General features: G+C 44.8%; 10 protein-coding genes. 3 read left to right on the top strand and 7 right to left on the bottom strand.

Going from position 1 to position 12625, the window contains the following annotated elements:
* Positions 1–413: 413 nt before the first annotated feature.
* The 7 genes from rsmG to rpmH all read right to left on the bottom strand — a co-directional run bounded on the left by rsmG (position 414) and on the right by rpmH (position 7290).
* A complete protein-coding gene (rsmG, locus tag MKY85_RS30060) occupies positions 414–1136 on the bottom strand; it encodes a 16S rRNA (guanine(527)-N(7))-methyltransferase RsmG (RefSeq protein ID WP_062836523.1) in 723 nt (240 codons plus the stop codon).
* Positions 1136–3025, bottom strand: a complete 1890-nt coding sequence (gene mnmG / locus MKY85_RS30065; protein WP_339258141.1) for a tRNA uridine-5-carboxymethylaminomethyl(34) synthesis enzyme MnmG — start codon at positions 3023–3025, stop codon at positions 1136–1138. Before mnmG ends, rsmG begins: the two co-directional genes overlap by 1 nt.
* Before the next feature lie 180 nt (positions 3026–3205).
* Entirely contained in the window at positions 3206–4582 is a 1377-nt protein-coding gene (gene mnmE / locus MKY85_RS30070) for a tRNA uridine-5-carboxymethylaminomethyl(34) synthesis GTPase MnmE (RefSeq protein WP_339238901.1), read from the bottom strand.
* A 212-nt stretch (positions 4583–4794) separates the two neighbouring features.
* On the bottom strand, positions 4795–5496 hold the full coding sequence (gene jag / locus MKY85_RS30075; RefSeq protein ID WP_342571517.1) for an RNA-binding cell elongation regulator Jag/EloR: 702 nt from the start codon (positions 5494–5496) through the stop codon (positions 4795–4797).
* On the bottom strand, positions 5493–6371 hold the full coding sequence (locus MKY85_RS30080) for a YidC/Oxa1 family membrane protein insertase (protein WP_124118701.1): 879 nt from the start codon (positions 6369–6371) through the stop codon (positions 5493–5495). Before MKY85_RS30080 ends, jag begins: the two co-directional genes overlap by 4 nt.
* Before the next feature lie 74 nt (positions 6372–6445).
* Positions 6446–6796: a ribonuclease P protein component gene (rnpA, locus tag MKY85_RS30085; RefSeq protein WP_036611981.1), complete on the bottom strand. Its 351-nt coding sequence runs from the start codon at positions 6794–6796 to the stop codon at positions 6446–6448.
* Positions 6797–7155: 359 nt separating this feature from the next.
* Positions 7156–7290 carry a 50S ribosomal protein L34 gene (gene rpmH, locus MKY85_RS30090; protein WP_017691413.1) on the bottom strand — a complete coding sequence of 45 codons (135 nt, stop codon included), beginning with the start codon at positions 7288–7290 and terminating at the stop codon, positions 7156–7158.
* 611 nt (positions 7291–7901) lie between these two features.
* On the opposite strand from rpmH, the gene MKY85_RS30095 reads away from it, so the two are divergent.
* The 3 genes from MKY85_RS30095 to gntK all read left to right on the top strand — a co-directional run bounded on the left by MKY85_RS30095 (position 7902) and on the right by gntK (position 11761).
* On the top strand, positions 7902–8576 hold the full coding sequence (locus tag MKY85_RS30095) for a GntR family transcriptional regulator (protein ID WP_339238903.1): 675 nt from the start codon (positions 7902–7904) through the stop codon (positions 8574–8576).
* 210 nt (positions 8577–8786) lie between these two features.
* Entirely contained in the window at positions 8787–10148 is a 1362-nt protein-coding gene (locus MKY85_RS30100) for a gluconate:H+ symporter (RefSeq protein WP_339258145.1), read from the top strand.
* Positions 10149–10213: 65 nt separating this feature from the next.
* Entirely contained in the window at positions 10214–11761 is a 1548-nt protein-coding gene (gene gntK / locus MKY85_RS30105) for a gluconokinase (protein ID WP_342571518.1), read from the top strand.
* Positions 11762–12625 lie beyond the last annotated feature (864 nt).

Below are 12625 nucleotides of genomic sequence, written 5' to 3' on the forward strand. Positions count from 1 at the left end.
TTTGCCTTTCATAATGCTTTCTGTCATGCAACATCGAACGCATATCCATCTATCTATACATATAATCTATGATCACTGTAACCCAGGATCGGATACTTCTATTCTATCATCTTTTCTATCATAATCCTATGCTTACCTATTCTTTAAACTCTGCTAATTTTCCTGCTTTTTCTTTGTGAATATTGGAAATATGACGACTGGCACACATTCAATTAGCGAAAATGTTTATGAGCTACTGTGCATGGAATTTATCATTAGAGGTTCTTTTGGAAATATGTAAAATGCCTTGTCTGTGATGTTAACTAAACCTTTCCTTTTAAAAACAAAAAAAAGAAGATGTTTCACGTGAAACATCCTCTTAATACGTGTTTACAATCTATTTAGTTATGACTGATTACACAGCCATCACAATACTATACCAGTGGCGTCTTCATTGGAGTGCCTGGTTTGCGTGGATACTTATATGGTGTCTTATCAAATTTCTGAATCAGGATGATATGACGCTCTGATTCTTCAACCGGTAGCTGAAATGGATGAACAGCCTTAACCCGTCCTTTCAGCTGATTGAAGCTGAATTCCGCCTCTTTCATTTCCTCACGCGGGTCTCCGCCCTTCATTGCAGCGAATATTCCACTTTTACGAACAAAAGGAAGACAGAATTCATTCAGCACAGCCAGCTTGGCTACCGCACGCGCCGTAACGAGATCGTAGCTGTCACGATATCCTTCTTTGCGTCCAATCTCTTCAGCACGTCCATGAACCAACTCCACGTCTGTCAGGCCAAGGATATCTACCACATGCTGTAGAAAGCCAATCCGTTTATTCAACGAATCAATGATCGTAAGCTTAATGTGAGGGAAACAGATTTTCAGTGGCAATCCAGGAAAACCTGCTCCAGAACCAATGTCAGCCAGCTTATTCACTTTGGTCATGTCAGTATAAAAAGCCAGTGATACTGAATCATAGAAATGCTTGGTATACACTTGCTCACGATCCGTGATTCCAGTCAGATTCATCTTTTCATTCCAGGATACCAATTCCTGATAATACAACTCGAATTGCTCCAACTGGAGTTCTCCCAGCTCTAATCCATGTTTCTTTAAGCGCCGCTGCAGTTGCTGTTGAATATCGTCCATTATTGTCCCCTTGCTGCGGTTACACGGTTATAATGCTCCAGGTAGACCAACAGAATGGAGATGTCGGCAGGAGTAACTCCAGCAATACGAGAAGCCTGACCAATCGAGATTGGACGAATCATAGCGAGCTTCTGCTTGGCTTCCATAGCAAGACCATGAATCTCATCATATACGATGGTGTCCGGAATTTTCTTTTTCTCCATCTTTTGCAAACGTTCCACGTGGATCAATTGTTTCTCAATATAACCCGCATATTTAATTTGTATTTCGACTTGTTCTTTCATATCTGCTGTCAGTTCTACCTCAGATGGTGAAAGTTGTTCAATCAGTTCATACCCCAGTTCCGGGCGACGTAGCAAGGTAAGCAACGTACTGCCATCCTGAATAGGTGTAGATCCGTACTCTTCTAACTTCGCGTTCACTTCAACCGGGCGAGCTTTAGCCACTTTCAGACGTGCGACTTCCTGCTCGACTTTCGCCTTTTTATCCAGGAATTTCGCATAACGATCATCTGGGATCAGACCAATGTCATGTCCGATTTCCGTCAAGCGCATATCTGCATTATCATGACGAAGCAGCAGACGATATTCAGCACGCGAAGTCAACAGACGATACGGTTCATTCGTACCCTTCGTTACCAGATCATCAATCAGCACGCCAATATATCCTTGGGAGCGATCAAGCACAATCGGCTCTTTATCTTGTACTTTGCGTGCTGCATTAATGCCAGCCATAACGCCTTGTCCAGCCGCTTCTTCATAACCGGATGTACCATTAATCTGACCTGCTGTGAACAGACCTGGCAGACGTTTGGTTTCAAGTGATGGCCACAATTGTGTAGGTACCATTGCATCATATTCAATCGCATAACCGTTACGCATCATTTCCACTTTTTCCATACCTGGAATGGAGCGCAGAACCGCAAGTTGAACATCTTCCGGCAGACTTGTAGATAGTCCCTGCACATAATACTCGGATGTATTTTTGCCTTCCGGCTCGAGGAAAATCTGATGTTTAGGTTTGTCACTAAACCGAACAATTTTATCCTCAATGGATGGACAATAACGCGGTCCAGTCCCTTCAATTACCCCCGAAAACATCGGTGCGCGATGCAGATTATCATTAATAATCTGATGTGTTTCCACAGATGTATACGTCAACCAGCAAGGCAGCTGCTCATTATCGGAAGATTCTGTTTCATAGGAAAAGAACTTCGGCTCATCATCGCCAGGCTGAATTTCGGTTTTGCTAAAATCAATCGTATCCTTATGCACACGTGGTGGTGTACCTGTTTTGAAACGAACCAGATCAAAGCCCAGTTCACGCAGATGCTCTGACAATTTAAGAGATGGTTGTTGATTGTTCGGTCCACTCTCATACATCAGCTCACCCATGATCACTTTGCCGCGCAAGTATGTGCCTGTCGTCAGAACGACTGCTTTGGCCCGATACTCTGTTCCCGTCTGAGTCACGACGCCTACACATTTTCCGTCTTCAACAATCAGGCGATCAACCATACCTTGACGCATCGTCAAATTACGTTCATTCTCCATTGTTTCCTTCATTTTATGCTGATAGGAGAATTTATCTGCCTGAGCACGAAGCGCATGAACAGCAGGCCCTTTACCTGTGTTAAGCATCCGCATCTGAATAAAGGTTTTATCGATATTCCGTCCCATTTCTCCACCAAGAGCATCAATCTCACGCACGACATGTCCTTTCGCCGGTCCCCCAATGGATGGGTTACAAGGCATAAAGGCCACCATATCCAGATTAATCGTAATCATTAGTGTTTTGGACCCCATACGAGCTGCGGCCAGTGCGGATTCCACACCAGCATGCCCTGCACCAACGACGATTACATCATAACTGCCGCCATCAAAAGCCATTCCCGTTTACCCCCTTGTTATGAAAACAAAATACTTCTAACCGTTCATCGGAACTTGCATTCCTATCTATATGAAACCAACACGTAATGGCTACAACATCATTCCATCCTTTGACAACAGGCAGAAATTGTACCTTTCCATCATACACTACGATTCAAGTCAATCCGCAGTATATTTTTTTTACTTTCCTAGACAGAACTGGGAGAAAATCTGATCAATTAATGCATCATGTGCTGTATCTCCAACAATCTCGCCCAAATGCTCCCACGCCAAACGAACATCAATCTGAATCATATCAATCGGAACGAACTGATCTGCTGCTTCATAGGCATCCACCAGGGACTGCTTTGCTTTTTTGAGCAACGCTATATGACGCACATTGCTGACATAGGTCAGGTCTGCCGACTCCAGTTTACCACTGAAAAATAGCGTAGAGATGGCATCTTCCAGTCGATCTACACCCAGATCATCTTTCACTGACATCGGTACAAGCCGTTCTTCCGGAATGTAACGAAGCAGCACGTCACGTTCTACCTGTGGCGTTAAGTCCATTTTATTCATAATGATTATCGATTGTCTACCGCGGATTTGTTCCAATAATTCAATCTCATCCGGATGAAGTGGCTCCGCAGCATTTACGACCATTAAGATCAGATCGGCTTCACTTACCGCGGAACGTGAACGTTCTACCCCGATCTTCTCAACAACGTCCATGGTTTCCCGAATTCCTGCCGTATCAAGCAACTTCAGCGGGATATTATTAATCGTAATAAACTCCTCGATTACATCACGAGTTGTTCCTGGAATGTCCGTAACAATAGCTCGATTATCTTGCGCAAGTGTATTCATCAATGAGGATTTACCTACGTTAGGTCGTCCAACGATCGCCGTCGTGATCCCTTCTCGCAGGATCTTTCCTTGTTCTGCTGTAGTCAACAATTTATCAATTTCAGTCATAACCTGACTGGACTTTTCTTTAATAAAATCAGACGTTAACGATTCCACATCATGCTCTGGATAATCAATATTCACTTCAATATGAGCCAATGTTTCTACCAAAGTATAGCGTAGATCACGCAGTTTGGAGGACAGTTTACCTTCAACCTGTTTCAATGCAACCGAGAAAGCCCGGTCCGATTTGGAACGGATAAGATCCATGACACCTTCAGCCTGAGACAGGTCAATCCGCCCATTCAGGAAAGCACGCTTCGTAAACTCACCGGGTTCAGCCAGACGAATATCAAGCTGCAACAGCAGGTCCATGACCCGTTTTACCGACACCACGCCGCCATGCGCACTAATCTCCACGACATCTTCGGTTGTGAACGACCGAGGTGCTCGCATGACTGTGACCAGCACTTCCTCGATCTTCTCGCCGCTCGCCGGATCTATAATATGACCATAATGAACCGTATGGGATGCTGCCTGAGTTAAAGGGGTTTTGCTGCGGAAAATCTTTTCCGTCTCCGACACTGCTTCCGGGCCGCTGACCCGGATCACGGCGATACCCGCCTCTCCAACAGCCGTTGATATCGCTGTGATCGTATCACTGATCATGGTTATCTCTCCTTGCTCTATTTTAAAATTGCCGTCCCTCGGGGAACGCCATATCCATTTTCAAATCTATTAATGATATAACATATGACATGTCACTTATCGTATTAAGTTCTCTCTTTACTTGTTTCTACACACCTTACCAAATTGCTTCTGTACGAAAAAAGCAATGGCTTCTGCACCGGGCAGGAAGCCATTGCGTCTTCAATTTCGTGTTATTTCGTCGTAATAACCACACGCCGATTAGGCTCCTCACCCTTACTTAATGTCTTAATCTGCGGGTGGTTTTGCAGTTTAGCATGAATGACTTTTCGTTCGAGCGGAGGCATTGGCTCCAGTACAACTTCCTTGCCGGTACGGATGGCTTGTCCAGCCAACCGTTCAGCCAGATCCTCCAGCGTCTTCCGCCGACGTTGACGGAAATTCTCCGCGTCGAGCACAATTCGAACAAAGCTTTCCGAGTATCGGTTCGCTACAATGTTCGTTAGATACTGAAGCGCATCCAGCGTCTGTCCACGTCTGCCAATAATCATGCCCAGATCTTCTCCGGCAATATTGAAGATATGTCCATCCCGCTGTTTTTTGATATGCACTTCAACATCCAGTCCCATACCTGCTGCGACCTCTTTCAAGAAAGCAGCCGCTTCTTCATAGGGATTTTTAGCTGCGATATCCTCAAGTAATGCATCAACTTCAGGTTGGTATGCAGCTGGCTTGATCGGCTGTGGGACAACATCTGGTACAGGCAACAATTTCACTTCTACTTTGGCCGCCCTCACCCCGAACAAACCCAGGAATCCTTTTGACGGCTGCTCTAACACTTGTATCTCGACCTTGTCCCGACTTACGCCAAGCTCAGTCAATCCTTGGTTTACAGCATCTTCAACGGTTTTTCCTGACGTAATGACTTTGGTCATTTCGATTTTTTGGCCCCTTTCGACCCTTTTCCAGAGACGGTCGCTTTGCCACCGTTTTTGCGTTTAGCTCCATTTTTGGAAGAGCTATTCTGCTTCACGTTGACCTCAGCCACGATTTTATCATTATTCCGGTAAAGGAAATAGTTTTGCACGATCGTGTAGATGTTACTGTAGAACCAGTACAGCGGAAGTGCTGAAGGGAACTGGTAAGACATCACGAAGATTAAAATTGGGTATACCCACAGCATGAACTGCATCGGTCCCACTTGCTGTGCAGGGTTCATACGCATCATCATCCATGTTTGAATGAATGTAGTGATCGCAGCCAGCACTGGCAAAATAAACAGGTGATCCGGTTCTCCGAGCTGGAGCCACAAGAAATCATGGGTTCTCAGACTGGAGTTTCCATAAATTGAGTTATAAAGTGCGATGTAAATCGGCATCTGAATGATAAGCGGCAGACAACCGGCCATCGGATTAACTTTGTTCTCTTGAAACAACTTCATTGTTTCTTGCTGAACTTTCTCAGGTGTATCTTTATACTTCGCTTGAATCTCCTTCAGTTGCGGCTGAATTGCCTGCATGGCTTTGGAGCTACGGACCTGTTTCATTGTTAATGGTAAAATCAATGTCCGAACAATAAGCACCATTACGAGGACAGCCAGTCCATATTCACCGTTAAACCAGTTGGCGAATGTATCGAGCGCTAGTGAAAACCAATATACAACATTACTTTGCCAGAATGAGCCACTGTTCTTCAGATCTTCCGTAGTAACCCCGGCTCCTTGTGGAGTACATCCGGCGAGTACGGTGACCATTGCAATGACTGCAATGAGGAGAATCCACTTCCCCTTTGATGTCTTCAATCGCGACACTTCATAACCCCTCTCTTAACCATTCCATTCCACCGTAAATCATACCATAATTAGGAGGACAAATAAACCGAAGCTTACCGCTTACTTGACTTCAAAAGTGAGCCCTTGCGCATCGCATGGAGCAGGCTTTTTTCCATTTCCTTATAGGGCATGTCCAGCGCACCTTTTCTGACGATAAAAATCAGATCCATCTGCGTAACGATCTCATGTTCATGATGACGAACAATTTCCTTAATCATGCGTCTCATCCGGTTGCGTACGACAGCGTTTCCGATTTTCTTGCTGCAGGATACACCGACCCGGAATTGTTCCGTATCTTTACGGCGGCAGCCATACACCACGAATTGATGATTGGCAAACGATTTTCCATACCGGTATACGCGGCTAAAGTCCGCCCGGTTTCGTAGACGCAGTCTTTTATACACGGCACTTCTCCTTGCTGTTCTCCATCATTCTTATTGACGGAGGCCTCATTACTGATTTAGTATAGGCTTTCTTGAATGACGGTAAACCGTCTTGGCGACAACTTCATTTGGACGAATTGTTGATCGGCTAATTGAACCGCATAATCATTCATCCGGGATAATTGTTACTCGGCCAAATGAAACGAAACAACATTCATCCTTATATAAAGGTAAGTTTTCGTAAAATGGAAAACTCACTCCACATACATCGTGTGTGTTCAGTACTTTTTCGCAGACCTTTCAGACCTGATCTGTACCAGCATCCAGTCTGAATTGAGCTCATTAAGAAAAAAAAGACCACCTCGGTGGTCTTCAATGCATTAAGCACTCAGGTTTTTACGGCCTTTAAGGCGACGTGCGGCCAAAATTTTACGGCCGTTGCTCGTGCTCATTCTTTTCCGGAAACCATGAACTTTTTTACGTTTGCTAACGTTCGGTTTGAATGTAGGTCTCAATGTATTGCACCTCCTCACAAGGAAATACTTATGTGATGAATCACTTTCATCTTCACAGAAAACACCTTTATATATTTAACCATGTCCACCTGCAAAAGTCAACTGCAAGACGCACAGCTTCTCCCTCTTTTATATATCCTCCCAGCTGACCCAAAGTAATGACCACAATCCCTTCATTTGAATCTCATTACCAAGCCTAGAAGAGAGTCCTGAAAGTTATCCCCAGACCCTGATCAGAACACCATATTTCATCATTTATAGTTATCCACACCCTCCAATGCCCGCTATCTCCTTTATTCCATTCTGTTTGAAGTTATTCACATGTGGATAATGATTATAGGTTATTGATATTGCCGAATTTCAATCATGTTGTATCCGCTTCAATTATGGTTTACAAGCTTTTGAGAAAGGTGTAGGATAAAAATCACATCTTGTATACAAGTATATGGATGGAGCTAGTTACTTACCTGCCTTTAGTAGTCCTTTGAAAAAAACATTAGCCGTTAGCTTGCAGCTTGCAAACTATGGATTGAACTGAAATGTCCAGTCCGCAAAATAGTTATGTTATGATCAGTAATGAACTGATTATTATTAATAGGAGCGTTAGCCATATGCTATTTCCTTCTTCCTGGCTTCAAGGGGCTTCCCGTGGTGAAGCCATAGCCTGCGAATTAAGGCTGCGGATCATCAGTGGTACCCTTCGTCCTGGAGAGATTTTGTCGGAAAATCGAATTGCGGCTGATTTTGACAGCAGTCGTTCACCTGTTCGTGAAGCGTTACGAACATTGTCCAATGAAGGCCTTATTCGGCTTGAACGGATGGGTGTCGTTGTTATTGGACTACGAATCAAGGATGTCGAAGAATTGTATGATGTCCGTTTCCTTATTGAAAGTTTTGTACAGCAGCGACTCGCAGGTGATGTTCCAGCGTCATTAATCACCCAGCTGCGTAACGTAATCGACAAAATGCAACTCGCCGGACGACATCAGGACGCTGTCGAATTCGCCTATCAGGACCTCGTTTTCCACGAAACGATTATTGAAGCCGCCCAGCATTCCCGTATTTCACATCTATGGAAGAGTATTCGATATGTTGTGATGACCGTTATGCTGCTCACGACGCGCAGAGTATTCGTTCAAGGCGAGCAGAAAGTAAGCGCTGTAATTGAGAAACACCGGTTGCTCGTTGAAGCACTTGAATCCGGCGACAAAATGCTCATTCAGGCTGGAGTCCGCACGTATTTCCAGGATTCCGGTAAAACCCTGCACGAAAGCTTTGATTCCTAAAAGGAGCAGGGCGTTTGCAATCATATCCGCTGTGAATGATTGCGGCTCAACTTGTCGACAAGTATACAAAATGCGATTTTGTTTCACTTTGGGCATGATAAAACTAGATTTCTCGCCAAAACCTTTTTCAAGTACCGGCACGAATAAGATTGTTGACGTAAATTTCACTTGTAAGCGTTCTATATCAGAAATAAAGGAGCACATAACATCATGAGCACTCTTTTTGGACTTTCCCACAACGCAACATTATTGGTTTGGACGTTAATTGCGATCGTTTTTCTAATCGTCTTGATTTCCAAGTATAAATGGAATCCCTTCATCACCCTGCTGTTGTCCGCATTAATGCTCGGTTTGCTTACAGGTATGAAACCTGCCGATGTGATCTCTTCCATTACCGGGGGACTTGGCGGCACACTTGGAACCATTGCAATTGTTATTGCTCTTGGTACGATGCTTGGCAAGATGATGGCCGAATCTGGCGGTGCCGAGCGCATTGCAACGACATTGGTCGATCGGTTCGGTGTGAAACGTGTGCACTGGGCCATGATGATTGTTGGATTTATCGTTGGTATTCCTGTTTTCTTCGAAGTCGGCGTAATTTTGATGATTCCGATCATCTTCACCGTTGCACGTAAAACCAATATGTCTCTGCTTCAGATCGGTATTCCCATTTTGGCCGGTCTGTCGACTGTACACGGCTTGGTTCCACCCCACCCCGCGCCAATGATAGCGATTGAAGCCTACAGCGCGGATCTGGGTAAAACCATTTTGTACTCCCTGATTGTTGGTATTCCTACAGCAATTATTGCAGGTCCTTTGTTTGGTAAATTTATAGGCAAAAGAATACACACCGAACCGCCAGCTGAACTGGCTGAACAATTCGCAAACAAAACAAACAGCAACATGCCTGGGTTTGGTATTACCCTGTTTACCATATTGCTGCCGGTTATTTTGATGCTGATTGGTTCCATAGCAAGCATCATTGACCCAAATGCCACGAGCGGCTTCACTGTTTTCAGTGAATTTATCGGGCATGAGATCATTGCTCTGCTCATTTCAGTTGTGTTTGCCCTCTTTTCACTCGGCTTTGCACGTGGATTCACCAAACATGATATCTCTCGCTTCACCAGTGAATGTCTGGCACCTACGGCGACCATCATTCTCATTATTGGTGGAGGCGGTGCCTTCAAACAGGTATTGATCAATAGTGGTGTAGGTAACGCCATTGCTGATGTCGCTACCCATGCCAACATCAACATCATCCTGTTTGCCTGGCTTGTCGCTGCGCTCATTCGTGTAGCTACCGGTTCAGCAACCGTAGCTATGACAACTGCGGCCGGCATTGTCGCGCCAGTGCTTGCACTCACACCAGGTGTCAATATTGAGCTGGTTGTACTCGCTACAGGTGCAGGGTCACTCATCTTGTCTCATGTGAATGATGCGGGATTCTGGATGATCAAAGAATTCTTTAATATGAGCGTTTCCCAGACATTGAAAACGTGGACCGTTATGGAAACACTATTATCCGTGGTTGGACTGATCTTTATTTTGCTTCTGAGTACAGTGGTATAAATGGGGTCTCTATAGTAGAAAGAAATAAAATCTCATCGCTTTCTGGAGAAAGAAGGATTAAATACATGAACAACTATATGATTGGGATCGATATTGGTACAACCAGTACCAAATCCGTGTTATTTACCGAGCAAGGCTCCGTTATCAGCACGTCAACGCAGGAATACCCTTTGTATACCCCTGCAACCGATGTTGCCGAACAGGACCCTGAAGAGATTGTACAAGCGGCCCTTCGCTCTGTCCGTGGAGTCATGGATCAGAGCGGTGTCGCTGCCGAGCAGATTCTGTTTGTATCCTGCAGCTCAGCTATGCATAGTGTCATTGCCATGGGACAGGATAACACACCCTTAACCCGTTGCATCACCTGGGCGGATAATCGAAGTGCCGCATGGTCTGCCCAGCTGCAAGAGAATGGATTGGGACATCGAATCTACCTGCGCACAGGTACACCTATTCATCCGATGTCACCACTGACCAAATTAATGTGGCTGCGCCACGATGAGCCTGAAATTTTTGAGCGTACAGCGAAATTTATTTCGATTAAAGAATATCTGTTCTTCCGTCTATTCGGACAATATGTCGTCGACCATTCCATCGCTTCCTGCACAGGTTTGCTCAATCTGGAACAACTGGACTGGGATGCAGAGGCCCTTGAGGTAGCAGGCATTACACCAGACCATCTCTCGAAGCTCGTGCCAACAACATATATATTAGAAGGAATGAATCACGAATCGGCTGAAAAAATGGCTCTCTCCCCCTCCACACCTTTCGTTATTGGCGCAAGTGACGGGGTTTTATCCAATCTCGGCGTAAACGCCATTGAACCTGGTGTAGTTGCAGCAACCATCGGAACCAGCGGTGCCATTCGTACCGTCGTGGACCGTCCTGTTACCGACCCAAAAGGTCGAACGTTCTGTTACGCCCTTACAGAGAATCTTTGGGTTATTGGGGGGCCTGTGAATAACGGTGGCATGCTGTTTCGCTGGGTGCGGGATGAATTCGCCGCGTCTGAAGTGGAGACAGCGAAGCGACTTGGCATCAATTCCTATGATGTGCTGACCAAAATTGCCGAACGTGTCCGGCCAGGATCGGAAGGACTTCTGTTTCACCCCTACCTCTCGGGCGAACGTGCACCACTGTGGAATCCGGATGCCCGTGGTTCTTTTTTTGGCTTAACACTCCATCATCAGAAAGAGCATATGATCCGTGCTGTCCTGGAAGGGGTTATTTTCAACCTATACACAGTACTGCTCGCCATGGAAGAACAGATTGGGCAGCCTACCTCCATTCAAGCCACCGGTGGGTTTGCACGCTCACCTCTCTGGCGTCAGATGATGTCTGATATCTTCAATCAGGAAGTGGTTGTGCCCGAGAGTTTCGAAAGTTCCTGTCTGGGTGCTGTCGTGCTTGGTTTGTACGCTACAGGGCGGATCAAATCGCTTCATGCCGTCTCTTCCATGGTGGGTACAACACATCGACACACCCCTGTCAAAGAGAATGCTGCCATCTACCAAGAGCTGCTGCCCATCTTTATTCGGATCTCTCGCAAACTTGAAGAGGAATACGCAGATATCGCTGAATTCCAGCGTAAGATGTCCATTACCCGTCTCTAAATCATCAATCCATACATTGTCTCTTCAAAAGAGGTTGCCCTCCAAAACCGGTTATTGGTTTTGGAGGACAACCTCTTTTGTTATACACGTATAATTTATCCTTCCGAATCATATAATACATTCATAGTATTCTACCTCTATGTTTAAGCACCCGCTTACCTCTATATTGCGGATAATTCACATTCCAGATCCCCAAAATGAAGTCCTTTTAGTCCATTATTCTTCTATATCGCTGATCACAGAATTACCATCTGTTTAGAAAATACACCCCTGATCCTGTTCAATGAATTGCATGAGTTTCCCCCCTCTTCGTCTCTACCCTGACATTGAACTCGTAGCTTTCACCATCGTTCCATTGCCATGAAAAAAGCGAGGTGGAGGGGTAACTCTTTTTCCGATCTCGATCATGCTCCATGTTCACCTCACGGTTATCCACAGACAGGTTATTCACAAACGAAGAATACTTTTACACACAATTTGGCATCATTTGACGGATAACCTGTGTATAAAACATTTTTGGTTTTTGGGTCTTTCTGTCGAAAATTAAACAGTTTATAAACAATATATTGTGTTGTGACTAAAAATTATACACAAGTTATTGAATTTGTGGATAAAATCACGCGATACGTTGAAATGCGGGGTTTCTTTTGCTATGATTGTATTACTTTTGGATGTGAATATGTGATCTGACCCATAATATTATCAACAGCCTGTGGATAAAGTTGTGAACAATTTTCCGTTGTTCATACTTTTTTTGTTTTTGACCTGCGGGGGTTTGGGGATAAATTCAACAATATATCTCGTATTTCGACACTGCATCATGGCTTAAGCCACACTTGGAACATGTAAAAGGAGTGACAGTCT

The organism is Paenibacillus sp. FSL R5-0749 (genome assembly GCF_038595085.1).
Lineage (GTDB): Bacteria > Bacillota > Bacilli > Paenibacillales > Paenibacillaceae > Paenibacillus.

Bases quoted from the DNA above. Each gene is read 5' to 3' on its own strand.
- rsmG (WP_062836523.1), bottom strand. From the start codon at position 1,136: ATGGACGATATTCAACAGCAACTGCAGCGGCGCTTAAAGAAACATGGA.
- mnmG (WP_339258141.1), bottom strand. From the start codon at position 3,025: ATGGCTTTTGATGGCGGCAGTTATGATGTAATCGTCGTTGGTGCAGGG.
- mnmE (WP_339238901.1), bottom strand. From the start codon at position 4,582: ATGATCAGTGATACGATCACAGCGATATCAACGGCTGTTGGAGAGGCG.
- jag (WP_342571517.1), bottom strand. From the start codon at position 5,496: ATGACCAAAGTCATTACGTCAGGAAAAACCGTTGAAGATGCTGTAAAC.
- MKY85_RS30095 (WP_339238903.1), top strand. From the start codon at position 7,902: ATGCTATTTCCTTCTTCCTGGCTTCAAGGGGCTTCCCGTGGTGAAGCC.
- MKY85_RS30100 (WP_339258145.1), top strand. From the start codon at position 8,787: ATGAGCACTCTTTTTGGACTTTCCCACAACGCAACATTATTGGTTTGG.
- gntK (WP_342571518.1), top strand. From the start codon at position 10,214: ATGAACAACTATATGATTGGGATCGATATTGGTACAACCAGTACCAAA.